The 16,409-nt window shown below is 63.9% G+C and carries 12 protein-coding genes; 7 read left to right on the forward strand and 5 right to left on the reverse strand.

What is annotated here, in order from left to right; all coding sequences use genetic code 11:
• Positions 1–95: 95 nt before the first annotated feature.
• Positions 96–1,460: a glutamate--cysteine ligase gene (locus H9654_RS04240; protein ID WP_191769298.1), complete on the reverse strand. Its 1,365-nt coding sequence runs from the start codon at positions 1,458–1,460 to the stop codon at positions 96–98.
• A gap of 278 nt (positions 1,461–1,738) precedes the next feature.
• The gene (gene yihA / locus H9654_RS04245; protein WP_042614138.1) at positions 1,739–2,338 is read right to left on the reverse strand and encodes a ribosome biogenesis GTP-binding protein YihA/YsxC; all 600 of its coding nucleotides are present in this window, start codon (positions 2,336–2,338) and stop codon (positions 1,739–1,741) included.
• Between the two features lie 124 nt (positions 2,339–2,462).
• Here yihA and H9654_RS04250 point away from each other — a divergent pair, with 124 nt between their 5' ends.
• From H9654_RS04250 to fhuE, 5 genes are all read left to right on the forward strand, one after another.
• Entirely contained in the window at positions 2,463–3,260 is a 798-nt protein-coding gene (locus H9654_RS04250; protein ID WP_191769300.1) for a c-type cytochrome, read from the forward strand.
• 102 nt (positions 3,261–3,362) lie between these two features.
• Positions 3,363–4,010: a thiol:disulfide interchange protein DsbA/DsbL gene (locus H9654_RS04255; protein ID WP_191769302.1), complete on the forward strand. Its 648-nt coding sequence runs from the start codon at positions 3,363–3,365 to the stop codon at positions 4,008–4,010.
• Positions 4,011–4,110: 100 nt separating this feature from the next.
• Complete coding sequence (locus tag H9654_RS04260; protein ID WP_191769304.1) at positions 4,111–4,932, forward strand: thiol:disulfide interchange protein DsbA/DsbL; 822 nt, start codon at positions 4,111–4,113, stop codon at positions 4,930–4,932.
• Positions 4,933–4,984: 52 nt separating this feature from the next.
• The gene (locus H9654_RS04265; protein ID WP_191769632.1) at positions 4,985–5,722 is read left to right on the forward strand and encodes an endonuclease/exonuclease/phosphatase family protein; all 738 of its coding nucleotides are present in this window, start codon (positions 4,985–4,987) and stop codon (positions 5,720–5,722) included.
• A 236-nt stretch (positions 5,723–5,958) separates the two neighbouring features.
• Entirely contained in the window at positions 5,959–8,118 is a 2,160-nt protein-coding gene (gene fhuE / locus H9654_RS04270; protein WP_191769305.1) for a ferric-rhodotorulic acid/ferric-coprogen receptor FhuE, read from the forward strand.
• Positions 8,119–8,223: 105 nt separating this feature from the next.
• Here the strand turns inward: fhuE and H9654_RS04275 are convergent, their stop codons facing one another.
• Both H9654_RS04275 and H9654_RS04280 read right to left on the reverse strand, forming a co-directional pair.
• Positions 8,224–9,108, reverse strand: a complete 885-nt coding sequence (locus H9654_RS04275) for a hypothetical protein (RefSeq protein WP_191769307.1) — start codon at positions 9,106–9,108, stop codon at positions 8,224–8,226.
• Between the two features lie 87 nt (positions 9,109–9,195).
• A complete protein-coding gene (locus H9654_RS04280; RefSeq protein WP_191769309.1) occupies positions 9,196–9,717 on the reverse strand; it encodes a hypothetical protein in 522 nt (173 codons plus the stop codon).
• 637 nt (positions 9,718–10,354) lie between these two features.
• Here H9654_RS04280 and H9654_RS04285 point away from each other — a divergent pair.
• Positions 10,355–11,119, forward strand: coding sequence for a hypothetical protein (locus H9654_RS04285; protein WP_191769311.1), 765 nt, complete (start codon positions 10,355–10,357; stop codon positions 11,117–11,119).
• Between the two features lie 132 nt (positions 11,120–11,251).
• Here the strand turns inward: H9654_RS04285 and H9654_RS04290 are convergent, their stop codons facing one another.
• Positions 11,252–14,125 (reverse strand): TonB-dependent receptor, encoded by a 2,874-nt coding sequence (locus H9654_RS04290; protein WP_191769313.1) that lies wholly within the window; start codon positions 14,123–14,125, stop codon positions 11,252–11,254.
• 199 nt (positions 14,126–14,324) lie between these two features.
• Here H9654_RS04290 and H9654_RS04295 point away from each other — a divergent pair, with 199 nt between their 5' ends.
• The gene (locus tag H9654_RS04295; protein ID WP_191769316.1) at positions 14,325–16,313 is read left to right on the forward strand and encodes a transglycosylase SLT domain-containing protein; all 1,989 of its coding nucleotides are present in this window, start codon (positions 14,325–14,327) and stop codon (positions 16,311–16,313) included.
• Positions 16,314–16,409 lie beyond the last annotated feature (96 nt).

The following is a 16,409-nucleotide window of genomic DNA, read 5'->3' on the forward strand; positions in this document are numbered from 1 at the left end:
CCCCCCCCCCCCCCCCCCCCCCCCCCCCCCCCCGCCCCAAACCAAAGAATCCGCACTTAGCGACCCGCCACGAGGGGCTTAGCCGTTCGCAGCAATCAGTACGCGAATTCGCGGAACACGTGGTCCACGTCGCCATTCCAGCGCCCATGGAACAGCGCCAGCTTGCGCTCGGCCGGGGTCAGGCCGGACTCGACGATTTCCTGCAGCACGTCCAGGTAATGGCTTTCGTCCATGCCGTCGGCGTTCAATGCCGCGCGGCGCTTCAGGCCGCCCACCGCGATCTTCACCGCCTCGCGCGAAAGATCACGCACCGTGCCGTTGCGGAACGGCAGGTTCATCGCATGCCTGGGCACGCCATCGCGCAGCGCGTGGCGCTCGACCAAGGTGAAATCACGCACCAGGTCCCAGGCTGCGTCCAAGGCTTCATCGTCGTACAGCAGGCCCACCCAGAAGGCCGGCAGCGCGCACAGGCGGCTCCACGGGCCCCCGTCGGCGCCGCGCATTTCCAGGTACTTCTTCAACCGCACTTCCGGGAAGGCGGTGGTCATGTGGTCGGCCCAATCGGTCAGGGTCGGCAGCTGGCCGGGCAGCACCGGAAGCCTGCCGGCCATGAAATCGCGGAAGCTCTGGCCGCTGGCATCGTGGTATACGCCATCGCGGTAAGAGAAATACATCGGCACATCAAGCAGGTAATCCACGTAGCGCTCGTAACCGAAGCCGTCCTCGAACACGAAGTCCAGCATGCCGGTGCGGTCGCCATCGGTATCGGTCCAGATGCGCGAGCGGTAGCTGAGGTAGCCGTTCGGCTTGCCTTCGGTGAACGGCGAATCGGCGAACAGCGCGGTGGCGATCGGCTGCAGCGCCAGCGACACGCGGAACTTCTTCACCATGTCCGCTTCGGATGCGTAATCCAGGTTGACCTGCACCGTGCAGGTGCGGGTCATCATGTCCAGGCCGAGCGAGCCGACCTTGGGCATGTAGTTCTTCATGATCTGGTAGCGGCCCTTCGGCATCCACGGCATCTCATCGCGCGTCCACTTGGGCTGGAAGCCCATGCCGAGGAAGCCCAGCTGCAGCTCACCGGCTACCTGGGCCACTTCATTGAGATGGGTGCCGGTCTCCACGCAGGTGTGGTGGATGGTTTCCACTGCCGCGCCGGACAATTCCAGCTGGCCAGCCGGTTCCAGCGTCACCGAGGCGCCATCGCGCAGCAGGGCGATGGTGCGGCCTTTTTCCTGCACCGCTTCCCAGCCGAACCGCTGCAGGCCCTGCAGCAGTGCTTCGATACCGCGATCACCGTCGAAGGTAGGCGCACGCAGGTCGTCCAGCCGGAAGCCGAATTTTTCGTGCTCGGTACCGATGCGCCAGGCGGCGCGCGGCTTCTCTCCCGAGGCGATCACCTCCACCAGCTGCGAACGGTCAGTGATGGGCGTCTGCGCGACGTGGCTGGGGCTCGACAAGGGACAGGCTCGCTGGTGGGGTGGCGGATGGAATGGGGCTGCGGCCCCGTCATCACAAGGGCGCACTATAGCGTGAGGCCTGCCTGCGTCACGCCCCCGTGACGGACTTCAGCATCCCACCTGCGGGGGCTTGACCCCCGTACACTGGAGGGATGAGGTTCGTCCCGCCCGCCATGGCCGATTCCGACACGCGTGTCGAGGGTTGTGCCAGCGCGCGCAGCGGCAGGCACAAGCGTGACGACCAACGGTCGTCACCCACCAAAACTAGCGCGCCGGGGTCAGAGACCCAGCCAGCCGCCGATGATGCCGCGCGCTTCGTCCACGCCCAGCCGGCTTTCGCCGGAGAACACCTGCACGCCGACGGTATCGCCGAAGGCCTCGTGCAGTTCCTTCTTGACCTTGTTCAACGAGATCATCTGCTGGCTGCGGCTGAGCTTGTCGGCCTTGGTCAGCAGCGCATGCGCCGGCAGGCCGCGCTGCACCGCATAGGACAGCATCTGCCGGTCGTATTCCTTCAGCGGATGACGGATGTCCATCACCACCACCAGGCCGCGCAGGGCTTGCCGGGTGCGGAAGTACTGGTCGATGAAGGCCTGCCAGTGCGCCTGCAGGTCCAGCGGCACCTTGGCGTAGCCGTAGCCGGGCAGATCCACCAGATGGGCTTCGGGGGTGACCCGGAAGAACACCAGCTGCTGGGTACGACCGGGGGTCTTGGACACACGGGCCAGCGCGTTCTGGCGGGTAAGGGCGTTCAGGGCACTGGACTTGCCGGCGTTGGAGCGGCCGGCAAACGCCACTTCGGCACCTTCATCAGGCGGCAGCTGCCGCATGTTGTGGGCCGAAACGAAGTAGTGCGCGCGTTCGATGAGAAGAGACATGGCGCATAGGATCGCATGTTGCGCTGCCGCGCGCCCGACCATTGTTTGACCGTGCCATGAACCGGCGTTGATAATCCGGCGTATCCGGGCGGAGGGCCTGGCCGGACCAGAACGGAGCTTTAGCATGCGCCACGCTCGCGTTATTGCCGTTTCCGCTGTCGCCATATCCATCCTGGGCGCTGCCGCCTGGGCGCAGACCAGCATCACCCCGCTGCCGGACAACGGCCCGATCCAGACCGCATCGCTGGAAATCGACTTCAGCAAGACCCAATGGGGCGATGCCAAGGCCGGCCAGACCAAGGCCGCCGCCTGCGCGGCCTGCCATGGCGCCGATGGCAACGCGAGCATCGAGATGTATCCCCGCATCGCCGGGCAGAGCGAACGCTATTCCGCCCAGCAGATGGCACTGATCGCCACCGGGCAACGCACCTCGGGCGCGGCGGTTGCCATGGTGCCCTTCGTCAAGGATCTCACCGCACAGGACATGCGGGACATCGGCGCGTTCTTCGCCACCCAGAAGGGCGCCGCAGGGATCGCCGATGACACCGCCGTCGCCGATGGCCCCTACAAAGGTCTGAAATTTTACGAGATAGGCCAGCAGCTGTATCGCGGCGGCGACGTGGCGCGCGGCCTGCCGGCCTGCATGGCCTGCCACGGCCCGACCGGCGCGGGCAACCCCGGCCCCGCCTATCCGCACATCGGCGGCCAGCACGCCAGCTATGTGTCCCGTCGCCTGCAGGAGTACCAGGCCGGCCGCACCGGGGAGACGGACAAGACCCACTTCCAGATCATGGCCAGCGTGGCATCCAAACTCACCGAGCAGGAAATCCAGGCGCTGGGCAGTTACCTGCAGGGCCTGCACGATCGCGCCGACGATGTCGCCGCGCAGGCCACCGCAGCGGCGCCGACCGCTGCACCCTGACGACCGTCGATCGCCTGCGGTATCCCCCGCGGGCGCTGGCTGAGGTATGTTCATCTCCGCGCCGGCACCCGCCGACGACTGTTTTCATGGAGATGCGTGTCGATGAGGTTGATTCCCCGTCTGTTGCTGTCCCTGCTGGCGTTGCTGCCGCTGGCCCTGTCCGCCGCGCCCGCCGCGACCGACCTGCAGGAAGGTCGCGATTACGAGCGCATCGCCCAGCCCGGCCCGTTCCAGCCGCTGGCCGGCAAGATCGAGGTCGTCGAAGTGTTCGGCTATACCTGCTCGCACTGCGCGCACTTCGAACCGCAGCTGGTCGCCTGGGTCGCCAAGCTGCCCAAGGACGTGCGCTTCACCCCCGTTCCGGCCGCCTTCGGCGGGCCGTGGGATGCGTGGGCCACCGCCTACTACGCCGCCGACCAGCTGGGCGTCGCCAAGCGCAGCCATGGCGCGGTGTTCAAGGCCCTGCATGAAGATCGCAGCCTGCCGATGCAGAACGTGTCGGCCGACGAACTGGCGACCTTCTACAAGCAATACGGCGTAACCGAGGCCGCCTACGTGGCCGCGCTGAAAAGCGAGGCGGTACAGGCCAAGGTCAGCGCCGCGCGCGATTTCGCCCGTCGCACCCGGGTTCCGGGCACGCCCAGCCTGGTCATCAACGGCCAGTTCCTGGTCAAGGGCAACAGTGCCGAAGACCAGCTGCGCATCGCCTCGGCGCTGATCGCACAGGCCCGCTCCGGCAAGGCCCGCTGAACCACATGCCATCCACACGCGGTGCCCATGCACCTGCGTGTCATCATTCGTTCCTGGCTGGCGCTCGACGCTGGCCTCAACCATTGCTGGAGAAGCTTTGATGAAGACCCGTTTCGCCCTGACCCTGCTGGCCCTGCTGCCGATCCTCGCTGCCTGCAAGGCCGACGACGGCACCGCCAATGTCGCCGCACCGACCGAAACCACCCCGGCCGCTGAAACCGCTCCGGCAGCCGATGCCGCCGCACCGGCCACCAGTGAACAGGCTGCCGGCACCGAGCAGGCTGCGGGCAGCGAAGCCGCACCGGCGGCCGCCAACGATGCGCCGATGCGCCTGACCGGTCCGGAACCGGTGGCCGGCACCGACTACGTGGTGATCGAGAATGGCCAACCGTTCCAGCCGGTGGCAGGCAAGGTCGAAGTGGTCGAGATCTTCGGCTACGTCTGCCCGGCCTGTGCGGCGTTCCAGCCGCTGGTGGGCCCGTGGAAGGCCGGCCTGCCGGGTGATGTGAACTTCATCTACGTGCCGGCCATGTTCGGCGGCACCTGGGACGACTATGCGCGTGCGTTCTACGCTGCGCAGACCCTGGGCGTGCAGGAAAAGACCCATGAAGCCGTCTACGCCGCCATCCACGCCGAGCAGACCCTGAAGGGCGAGCGCGGCCGCGATTCGGTCGATGACATCGCCGCTTTCTACGCCAAGCACGGCGTGGATGCCAAGCAGTTCAGCGCCGCCATGAGCAGCTTCGCCGTCAATGCCAAGACCAACGCCGCCAAGCAGTTCGCCCAGCGAAGCAAGATCTCCGGCACGCCCTCGCTGATCATCAACGGCAAGTACCTGGTGAAGGGCAAGTCCTTCCCGGACTACCTGCGCATCGCCGACCACCTGATCGCGCGTGAGCGTGCGGCCAAGGCCGGCAACTGATCCCGGACAAGCGCATTCCGTCGTGAATTCCCCCACATCACGCACCCTGCGCCTGCTGACGGCTAATATCCAGGCCGGCTCGAGCACCCGCCGTTACAGCGACTATGTGACCCGCAGCTGGTCACATGCGCTGCCGGCGGGTCGCAAGCGCAGCAGTCTGGATGCGATCGCCACGTTGGCCCGCGGGCACGACATCGTCGGCCTGCAGGAAGCCGACCCGGGCAGCCTGCGCTCGGGCTTCACCAACCAGACCCACTACCTTGCCGAACGCGCTGGCTTCAATTACTGGAGCCATCAGCCGAACCGGCGCATGGGCGGGGTGGCCTCCTCGGCCAACGGCCTGCTGAGCCGGCTGGAACCGGTGGAAGTCCAGGACCACGCCCTGCCCGGCCGCATCGGCGGGCGCGGCGTGCTGCTGGCCAAGTTCGGCGATGGTGCCGACGGGCTGGCGGTGGCCGTGGCGCACCTGTCACTGGGTGCCGGCTCACGGTTGTCGCAGCTTTCGTTCATCGCCGAAATGCTGTCCGACCACCCCAACGCGGTGTTGATGGGCGACTTCAACTGCCTGGCCGAACGCCCGGAAATGCAGGTGCTGTACCAGAAGACCACCCTGCAGCCTCCCGGCTGCGTAGTGCCCACCTTCCCCAGTTGGCGCCCGGACCGGGCCATCGACCACATCCTGGTCAGCAGCAACCTGCAGCAGCGCAGCATCGAAGCCGTCCCCGCGGCGTTCTCCGATCACCTGGCGCTGGCCATGTCGATCGACGTCCCGGCCAGCGCGCTGCGCTGAAAAAGGGGACGGAGGGGATTAAGTCGTTTTCGGCCAAGCAAGCGAGCCGAAAACGACTTAATCCCCTCCGTCCCCTTTTTCTGCCATTGATGATGCGAATCAGTCCCATTATCATGGTGTGATCGTGATCGCACAGGATGGTGCGGACGCGCCTTAGCTCGCCCCCACTTCCCGCTCCGTCTGGCCACCAGGGATCCCCGGCCAGGCGCCTGTAGCGACCTGCCTGGTTGATGCCGATGACCCGTCCCGCCCCTCTCGCCCTGCGCCGCCTGCCGCAGGCCCTGATGGTTGCCCTGTGCAGCCTGGCTGCCGCACCTGCGTTCGCGCAGGACACCGACACGCCCGATGGCAGCGCCGCCACCACGCTGGATGGCATCGTGGTCAAGGGTGAGCGCGCCGAAGGGTATTCGGTCCGCCGTACTTCGGCCGGCACGCGCTTCGACCTGGCCCCGCGCGAGATTCCGCAGTCGGTCAGCATCATCAGCCACCAGCGCATCGAGGACCAGAACCTCGACGACATCATCGACGTGCTGGCCAACACCACCGGCGTCAGCAGCACCCAGTCCGACACCGAGCGCACCGAGTTCTACGCGCGCGGCTTCTACATCGACAGTTACCAGTTCGACGGGCTGCCCACCCAGATGGTGCAGAACTGGAGCTACGGCGATTCCGGCCTGGACTTGGCCCTGTACGACCGCGTGGAAGTGGTCCGCGGCGCGACCGGCCTGCTGAGCGGCGCCGGCAATCCGTCGGCTTCGGTGAACCTGATCCGCAAGCACGCCGACAGCGCCGAACTGACCGGCAACGTGTCGGTCAACGTCGGCAGCTGGGGCCGCACCCGCAGCACCGTGGACGTGACCACGCCGCTGAATGCCAGTGGCTCGGTGCGTGCGCGCGTGATCGGCAGCTATCTGGACACCGAATCGCAGATGGACCGCTACAACCAGCACAAGACGCTGGGCTATGCGGTCATCGATGCCGACCTGACCCCCGACACCCAGCTCAGCGTGGGCTACGACTACCAGCAGAAGCGCGCCAACGGCGCCACCTGGGGCGGCTTCCCGATGCTGTTCTCCGACGGCAGCCCGACCGGCTACGACGAATCGTTCAGCGCCAACCCGGGCTGGACCTACTGGGATACCACCAGCAAGCGTGCGTTCGCCACGCTGGAACATGCCTTCGCCAACGACTGGAAGGTCAAGCTCGGCGCGACGCATGACACCACCAAGGCCGACGACAAGCTGTTCTACCCGGCCTACAACGACTGGACCACCGGCGCTTCGCTGCTGGACAGGAACACCGGCGCCGGCGTTTCGCCCTCGGCTGGTTTCTACAACACCGAGCGCAAGGTCAACGCAGTGGACGGCTTCGTGGAAGGCCCGTTCCAGCTCTTCGGCCGCGAGCACCAGTTCATGGCCGGCCTGAGCTACAACAAGCGCGAGTTCGCCAATTACGGCGACTACCAGGTTGGCTGGGCGCCGCTGGACAACTATTTGGCAGGCGTGGGCAACTTCCCGGAGCCGAACTGGTCCGCCACCCTGCCGTTGCAGAGCGAAGGCACCATCACGCAGAAGGCCGGCTATGCCGCCACGCGCCTGTCGCTGGCCGATCCGCTCAAGCTGATCCTCGGCGCACGTTACACCGACTGGAAGAGTGAAGGCGAAGGCGACGACCGCTCGCACACGGTCACCACCCCGTACGCGGGCCTGGTGTTCGACATCAATGACACCTACTCCACCTACGCCAGCTACACCGAGATCTTCCAGCCGCAGACCGCGCGCGACCGCAGCGGCGGCTACCTGGATCCGGTGGACGGCAAGAGCTACGAGATCGGCGTCAAGGGTGCATGGTTCGACAATCGCCTGAACGCCTCGGTCGCAGCCTTCCGCATCGAACAGGACAACGTGGCGCAGGTCACCAGCGAGCCGATCCCCAGCCGCCCGGGCGAGTTTGCCTACGTCGCCGCGCGCGGCACGGTGAGCCGTGGTTTCGAGTTCGAGCTCAACGGTGAACTGGCCCCGGGCTGGAATGCGACCTTCGGTGCATCGCGCTACGTGGCCAAGGACATCAACGACGCCAACATCAACACCAACCTGCCGCAGACCACGATCAAGCTGTTCACCAGCTACACCCCGCGGTCGCTGAGCGCACTGACCGTGGGTGGTGGCGCCAACTGGCAGAACGGCATCTACTACCCGGTGCCGGCTTACGGCCGCATCGAGCAGGACGGCTACGCGCTGGTCAGTGCCTTCGTGCGCTACCGCCTCTCGCCGGAGTTCAGCGTGCAGGCCAACCTCAACAACCTGCTGGACAAGACCTACTTCTCGCAGATCAACGGGTATGGCGCGTATGGTGACGGCCGCAATGGGTCGCTGACGTTCACCTACAACTTCTGACTCTGGTTGGTTGAACGCCGGGGTCAGAGTCCTTTCGCCCTGCGGAAGGACTCTGACCCCTTTTCTGCCCCCTTTTCTGTGACTGACGTGCCCAGCGTCAGCTGATCATTCCCGGGCCTTTCCGATCCGCGTCAGCGCTTGCAGCAATTCGTCAGGTATGGAACCGTCCGCCGGCCAACCTTGCACCTCAGCAACCAATTCACCATCGCGGAAGAAATAGAACGACGGGATAACTGAAAAATCCAACGCCGTCCATTCATTGTTTCGATAGCTGATCATGATCTTTTGATCCGGCATCCGGGCATTCCAGGCGCGTATAGCTTTCAGATCAGCACTATTGGATGCAGGCGCCACCCACAACGCGCGGGCGTCCTCGAATGCCTGCTTCAACGCAGGACTGTCATTTATCGCCATCGCGGCTCTATCCGATATATGGCATCCGGCAACCACGATGATGCGTGGCCCCTTAGTGAGATCGACCGAAGTGACGGTCCCGATGTCTCCATCCAGTCGGACGTAAGCAGGCCTGCCGGCAGTGTAATCGTCAAAGACAAGCTTGTCGGGCAGCAAGCCGCCTTCCTTCCCAGGTCGCTCCGGCAATAACAATCTGGCGTCTTCGATGTTCCAGGCGGCTGTCTGGTTTCGCGCCATGAGATCCCGCATCTCCGGATCCACACCACCCATCCGCTCAAGCTCATTGAATGCCATCCGTGCCTGCGCGAGATGCAAATCGACGTCATCGGTTCTGAAGATGAAATCATGCGCCAGCACCACATCCAACATCTTCAAACGATCACGCAACGCATTCAAGCCTTGCGCCAGTCCAGAATCACCAGGGTCATCTGCTGCAGCCAGCTCGCTCAGCTTCAAGACCTTGGTAGCAGCAGAGACGTCTCTGTCTTTTGCTATCGCCAGCGCCTGCTCGTGGAGCAACCTGTGCGGCGCAGCAAGGACGCAGCAGGATATCGGCATCAGAACGAACAGGCCCACCACCGCATAGAATTGGAGTTTTATACTACCCATGAGCACTCACACGTAGAATGCCGCCCACAGTGCGGGCGGCAAGCGCAAAGGAACTTAGCGAGGCCTACAGGCATTGGGGTCACAATTTGCGCCGTACTCGTATTCACACCGCACGACGTTGGGTTCCCTGACCCAGCAGACCGAATTCCTTTGAGTCATTGGAAGCTCATCCTGCAGGCTCGCAAGGAAGATCATTGACTCTTCTGCCTCACTCTTCACAGGCATGTGAGGCAACTTGGTCAGGTCATTCTGCGCACCGAAAAGCGCAAGGATCCGGTAGCGATCCACAATGGACAGTTCCGTCAAACTCAACCAAGAATATGAAGCCAGTCCCTTGTCGGTAAATACGAGCGACTTCACGAATCGACGCCGCTGATCTTCACTCAATGCAAGCAGCGGCGTTGCCGGCGCATCTTTCAAATGCAGATCGACATCAGCCAACGACTTCAGCGGCGCAACGGAGCGACTGGCCTCGCGCAGCGCGATGGACACCTGATCCGACATAGCGCCTTCCGCATTTTCAATCTGGCTTGCACCGGCGTCGGATAAAAGCAATAGAGATCCGACTGCCGCCATACATACCATCCATTTTCTTTTCATGACTATCCCTATTTGAGTGTTGACAGGCTTGGAACCCCAACGTCTCCCGAAGTGACAGGAGGCGGGGGAAATAATGAATATCATCAGCAACTTGGGGCATCAATACGGACAAGGAAAAATGACCGATTTTTGATAGATGGAACCCCCTAGGTGGCGCCATCTATCAGTCGACGAACAGCGCATCAGAAGCGCAGCTCCGCGCGTGCGTATTAGAGAGTCTCCAGGCGCCTGTCAGCTATAATGATTAAAACTTGCAAGATGGGCACACAGCGACGGGCACCGAATCCCAGTTTTTTGACGGCGATGTCACGCTCCAATCACGGTCACAGCCCACGTTGAAAAACGGGCTGAATTGGTGATACACGGATGATTCGTGTTTTGAGTCGCAGATCACGGAAACACAGCCGATAGCCGAGCAAATAATCTATTGCAACGATAGGTCGCCAACGTGTCGCAGGCGCGAAATGAACAGGATCCTTATCGCCGCAATATTGTTCTCACTGCTGGCAACATGGAGCGCCGGCAAGGCCCAGGAACCGGGCCAACCTGCTTGGTCCAGTGCAACGACTGCATTTTCCCTCGACAGGCTGCAATCAATACGCAGCCCTCAGGATTGAAGCTGGTAGTGGACTTCAGCAATGCACAGCTCTACGGTTTCCAAGTTGAGTACGACCGTGAGACGAGATGCTGGCTGGCATTCTCTCAGCAGGTCCCAGAACCGATAACTACAGCCTTCCATCGGATCATGGATGCGACTGCGGCATCCGGCCTGGAAATGGAAGACCAGACGCGGTCCAAGAATGGCCTGAGAAAAAATGGCGGACCTCTAGTCACGCTACACCCGGACAATCCTGGGAACGCAAACAACATCCGATTTCCAGATGCTTACAAGGGCCATAATGCCTACGACATCGTCGACTCCGCCACCTCAAGATCCAGACTAGGTCAGAATCTCGCACTGGAGCTGGCTGGCGCGACAGGCAACAACCCCAACTGGAACTCCATCGCACTGACACTGCAGCAGGCTGCGCTGACGTTCGGATCAATATACGGCAGCGGAACGATCACGATCCGTATCACCTGGCGGGATGGATCCACGACCAGTTACACAGTCACCGCTGAAAACGTCAGTGAGGCAAAATACTCCCCAGGACAGAGCAGGGACGCAACCGGGAACATGGTCCCGGACCAGTCCATCGTCGAACCAGCGACAGCTCCGCGATACGCAGGCGCCTACTACTTCGGTGACGCAAATGATCGAGCGCGCTGGACCAGAAGTGCATCCCACTTCGGCGTTCCGGTAAGCGGCGGAAGTTCGGCAGGACGCAGGATGTCCTGCTCATGGGACGGCGAGACCATCACGTGCCAGGCAATGTAGGCGGCACGACCAAGAGAAGAACTCCCGGGCAGCCAGCAGGACGGTTCGTGCCTGCCCGCCAGCAGACAGCAAGTTGATACCCGGGGGTCAGAGTCCTTTCGTACAGCGAAAGGGCTCTGACCCCCTCCTGCATCAGAAGCGCAGGTCTGCCCGTGCGTACCAGAAGCGTCCACGCGGGATGTCATACGTGGACGCGTCGTAGCCGTTCAACGAGCACGACAGGCAGATCGGCGGATCCTTGTCGAACACGTTGTTCAAGCCCAGACTCAGCTGCAGGCCCTTCATCCAGTCGACCTTGTAGCCCACCTGCATGTCATGGAACGTGGTGGCGGCCAGCTTGTTGGTACCAGCGACCTGGTCACTGCAGATCGGGAAAGCGGAGGCGTCGCCGCACTGTTCAGTGAGCTCGGAGATGTGCCGCACCGTCCACGAGGCATTCCAGTTGTCCAGCGCCCACGACACGCTGGCATTGCTGGTCCATTCCGGGATTGAGCTATCCGCCACTTCCACGCCCGGCTCCTGCGGCTGCCGCTGGCCGGCCGCGCCGAGTGCCTCGTAACGGCCAACGAAGGTGTTCTGCCAGCCCAGCTTGAACTGACCGATGTCGGTCTGCGGCAGGGTGTAGAACAGATCCACGTCCCAGCCATCGGTCTTGATCGAACCGAGGTTGGTCAGGCGGTTGTTGAAGCTGCTGATCGCACCGGTGTTGGCGCGGGTGATGCCGTTGCAGTACAGCGGGTCCAGTGAATCCACGCACAGGTCCAGCTGGGTCTGCGCGTTGATGGCCTGGATGGCGCCCTCGATGGTGTGGCGGTAGAACGTCACTTCCACGTCGAAGCGCTCGGACCATTCGGTATTGTTGGCAAACCACGGGCTCCAGACGAAGCCGGCACTGAAGCTGCGCGAATGCTCCGGATCCAGCTCGATGTTGCCGCCGGTGGTGACCGAGATCTGCGAGTTCGCCGACTGGAAGCCGGTCGGCACGCCGAGCGCGGCGCAGTTGGCTGCATTGCCGCGTGGTGCATCGCCGCCCAGGCCGATCGAGCACGGATCGAAGATCTGCAGGTCAGCGCGTGCGGCCGAACCGTACAGTTCTCCGATGGACGGCGCGCGGAAGCCTTCGGCATAGCTGGTACGCAGCACGAAGTCATCGGTCACTTGCCAGCGCAGGCCATATTTCGGCGTGAACTCTCCACCAAAGGTGGAGTAGTCCGAGTAACGTCCCGCCAGGCTCAGGTCCAGCTTCTCGCCCAGCGCGCTCTTGGCGAAGATCGGGATGCTCAGCTCCAGGTAGGCTTCGTTGACGTCGTAGGAACCGGACGTCGGCAGTGACGGGACGCCGTTGTAATGGCCGATCACGGTCAGCGGATCGGGCTGATAGGAACCCTCGTACTTGCGGTACTCGTAGCCCGTGGCGAACGCCACCGGGCCGGCAGGCAGGGTGAACAGCTCGCTGGAGAGGTTGGCAGTGAACAGGCTCAGCTCGTTCTGGCTGCGGTCACGCACCACCGGCTGGATCCACTGAAGCATCTCGGGGGTGATGCTGCCTACACCGCCGAAGATGTTCAACGGCACGCAGCCAGGCGTAGATGCGCATACCGCCGGGTCGCCGAGTGCGGTGGCGATGTTGAAGATGTTGTAGCTGCCGTAGTTGGTCTGCTCGGCCTTGTTCTTGCTGTACATGCCGTTGACGTCCCAGAACCAGCTGCGGTCCGCGGCTTCGAAATCACCCACCAGCCCGGTGGCAAAGTAGCTGGTATTGACCTCCTGCTCAAACACACGCGCGCCGCCTTCCACCGGGCGTCGGCCAATGAACTGCATGTTGTCCGAGGAAACAAGATCGAAGCCGAAGGGGTTGAACGGATTCAATGCCGAGATGGTGATGTTGTCTGCCAGCGGGTTGCCGGTGGCGCCATCAGGGCCGAAGAACAGCGGCTCGGGGCCGGCCTGGTTGGTCGATTCACGGCGGTTGCTCAGCGCCTTGACGTACCACTGCAGGTTATCGGTGATGTCAAAGCGGAACTGACCGAAGACACCTTTGCGCTCGGATGGAGTCAACAACAGGTTGTATTCAGCGAAGTTGAAGCGGTCTGCGGTGGTGAAGCAGTGGTAATCATCACTGCGGCTGCACCCGGCGCTGCCATCGTAGTTGGGGGTGCTGGCACCGTTGTTCGGCACGAGGTCCTGCACGGCGCCGGTGTTGGGATCGATGAAGCGGAAGCGCCCCTGCGGAATGCCACCGCTGCCGAACGTCAAGCCAGTGCCCGGAACCGGGAAGCGCGACTGCTCACGGGTCCGCGCATACACCGGATCCTGCTTCGTATAACTGGCCCCCAGGAACAGGCTGTAGCGATCGCCCTGCGTGCCCCAGGCCAGGTCGATGCCCTTCTGCGTGCCATCGCCCTTGCTGTACTCGCCGTAGTTCATCGTCACCTGGGCGCCGTCGAAATTGCGGCGGGTGATGATGTTGACCACACCGGCGATGGCATCGGAGCCGTACAGCGAGGATGCGCCGTCTTCCAGCACTTCGATGCGTTCGACGATGGCCAGCGGAATGGTATTGAGATCGGTCGCCGAGCCGACGCCGGAGGCGGACGATTCGTTGACCCAGCGGATGCCGTCAACCAGCACCAGCACGCGCTTGGCGCCGAGGTGACGCAGATCAACCTGTGCCGAGCCGGCCCCTACGCCGCTGCCATCTGGCGGGAAGCCGAAGTTGCCCGACGAGTTGAACTTGGCATTCAGCGCCGAGCCCGATCCGGTGAGCTGCTGCAGCACCTCGCCGATGGAGGTCAGGCCGGTGCGTTCGATTTCAGTGCGGGTGAGGGTCTGGATCGGTAGATGGCCTTCGACCTCGGCACGCTTGATGCGCGACCCGGTCACTTCAACACGGTCCAGGTCAGTGGCGACACGAGGTGTCTCCTGCGCCATGACGCTGACGGAGGACATCAGGCCGACGCACAGGGATACAGCGACCGCCAACGGGCGGTAATGCAGGTTGTTCATTCGCTTCTCTCTCTCCAGATGGGCGTGCTAATCAACTGCGGAAATCACACAGCGTCCTAGTTGTAAACAACTTGTAAAACATACGGCGTGACCTGGTCCTCGCTTTCACTTGAGCTGCACAAAGCCGAATTGGGATGCGCGATAGCTGCCAAAGACCCGGCGCGGTCGCGTGAGCAGCAGAATTCAGGCGTCAGCGGCTATGCTCCTCGGCATGACTCGACACTCCCGCCCTGCCCTGTCCCTGCTTGCCGCCGCTGCGTTGTCCTGCGCCGCGCCAAGCGTCTTCGCCCAGTCCTCCGACGCCCAGCGCGCGCAGTTGAAAGCGGCCATCGCCGATGCCGAGCGCGGCCAGTTCAATGCGGTCCAGGCCGGCACCCTGAGCCGCAACCCGGCCTATGGCTGGCTGGAGTACGCCAACCTGCGACGCAACATCGAAACGGTCAGCAACGACCAGGCCCAGGCCTTCCTCAAGCGCTACGACGGCCAGGCCGTGGCCTCCACGTTCCGCAGCGTGTGGCTGCCGGCGGTCGCACGCCGACAGGACTGGTCGACCCTGCTGGCCAACTGGGCCCCGACTGAAAACGTCGGCCTGCGCTGTGCCCAGCTGACCGCGCGCCAAGCCACCGGCAAGGCCGATGCGCAGTGGACGAGCGAGGCGCAGGACCTGTGGCGCAAGGCCGACAAGTCGCTGCCCGATGGCTGCGATGCGGTATTCGCCGTACTGCAGACCCAGGGCGGCATGACCGACGCATTGCGCTGGGAGCGCGTGGACGCCGCCGCCGATGCCGGACAGCCGGCGGTGATGCGCAGCGCCGCGCGCGGCCTGCCCGCGGCCGACCTCGCCCTGGCCACCGATTACGCCGCCTTTGTCGATGCGCCCAGTGCCAAGGCCCTGAACTGGCCACGCAACGAGCGCAGCCGCCGCATTGCCACCGATGGCCTGCAGAAGCTGGCCAAGGCCAATCCCGACGCCACCGAACAGCAGCTGCCGCAGTACGCCCAGGCGCTGGGCCTGAGCGCGGAACAGCAGGCGCTGGTGCGCTACCAGATCGCGCTGTGGACGGTGGCCTCCTACCTGCCCGATTCCGCGCGCCGGCTCAATGCCGTACCGGATTCGGCGTATGACGAGCGCCTGCACGAATGGCGCGTGCGCGAGGCGATGTCGCGCGGTGACTGGCCGGCCACGCTGGCCGCGATCCGCAAGATGGGCCCGACCCAACGGGCGGACTCACGCTGGACCTATTTTGAAGCCCGCATGCTGGAAAAGACCGGCCAGACCGCGCAGGCCAAGCCGGTATTCGCGCGCGCCGCCAGCTCGCCGACCTTCCATGGTTTCCTGGCCGCCGACAAGCTGGAACAGCCGTACATGCTGTGCCCGTGGAAGCCCAACGACAGTGCATCGGCGCGTGCCGCCGTCTCGCGCGATCCGGCCATCGTGCGCGCCATGGAGCTGTACCGCATCGACCGCGCCAGCTGGGCAACGGCCGAATGGAACAGCGCGCTGGCCAAGTTCGACGACACCCAGCGCCGCCTGGCAGTGGAAGTGGCGCAGGAAAACGGCTGGTTCGATCGCGCGGTGTTCTCCCTCGGCAAGCAGCCGGACGAACAGCGGCTGTACCACCTCCGCTTCCCGCTGCACCACGATGGCAGCATCCGGCGTGAGGCCGCACGGAATGCGATCGACCCGGCCTGGGTGGCCGCGGAAATCCGTGCCGAAAGCATCTTCAGCCCCAATGCGCGCTCGCCCGCCAACGCCATGGGCCTGATGCAGGTGCTGCCGGCCACCGGCGCTGCAGTGGCCAGGAACATCGGGCTGACCACCTACGGCGGGGCCGCCAGCCTGTACGACCCGGACACCAACATCGCCATCGGCACCGCCTACCTGCGCCAGCTGATGAACAAGTACGACGGCCTGCCCTACGTCACCATCGCCGCGTACAACGCCGGTCCCACGCCGACGGCGCGCTGGCAGACCCAGCGCCCGGGCTTTGATCCGGACCTGTGGATCGAGACCATCAGCTACAAGGAAACCCGCGAGTACGTGGCCCGCGTGCTGGCCTTCAGCGTCATCTACGACTGGCGCCTCAACGGCGATGCGCTGCCGCTGAGCGACCGCCTGATGGGCAAGCTGGTGGATACCCGCAAGAAGTTCACCTGCACCGCAGCGGCGGGTGCCAAGGCGGATTGAGCTGCGGCGGCAGGAGCGTGACGACCAACGGTCGTCACCCACCCACAGCAGAGGCATGACGGCCAGCGGCCGTCACTACCGGGCGCAGCGGGCCGT

This window comes from Stenotrophomonas lacuserhaii, assembly GCF_014836545.1.
GTDB lineage: Bacteria > Pseudomonadota > Gammaproteobacteria > Xanthomonadales > Xanthomonadaceae > Stenotrophomonas > Stenotrophomonas lacuserhaii.

Excerpts from the sequence above, each read along its gene's own strand:
- yihA (WP_042614138.1), bottom strand. The coding sequence starts at position 2,338 with ATGTCTCTTCTCATCGAACGCGCGCACTACTTCGTTTCGGCCCACAAC.
- H9654_RS04250 (WP_191769300.1), top strand. The coding sequence starts at position 2,463 with ATGCGCCACGCTCGCGTTATTGCCGTTTCCGCTGTCGCCATATCCATC.
- H9654_RS04255 (WP_191769302.1), top strand. The coding sequence starts at position 3,363 with ATGAGGTTGATTCCCCGTCTGTTGCTGTCCCTGCTGGCGTTGCTGCCG.
- H9654_RS04260 (WP_191769304.1), top strand. The coding sequence starts at position 4,111 with ATGAAGACCCGTTTCGCCCTGACCCTGCTGGCCCTGCTGCCGATCCTC.
- fhuE (WP_191769305.1), top strand. The coding sequence starts at position 5,959 with ATGACCCGTCCCGCCCCTCTCGCCCTGCGCCGCCTGCCGCAGGCCCTG.
- H9654_RS04280 (WP_191769309.1), bottom strand. The coding sequence starts at position 9,717 with ATGGCGGCAGTCGGATCTCTATTGCTTTTATCCGACGCCGGTGCAAGC.
- H9654_RS04290 (WP_191769313.1), bottom strand. The coding sequence starts at position 14,125 with ATGAACAACCTGCATTACCGCCCGTTGGCGGTCGCTGTATCCCTGTGC.
- H9654_RS04295 (WP_191769316.1), top strand. The coding sequence starts at position 14,325 with ATGCTCCTCGGCATGACTCGACACTCCCGCCCTGCCCTGTCCCTGCTT.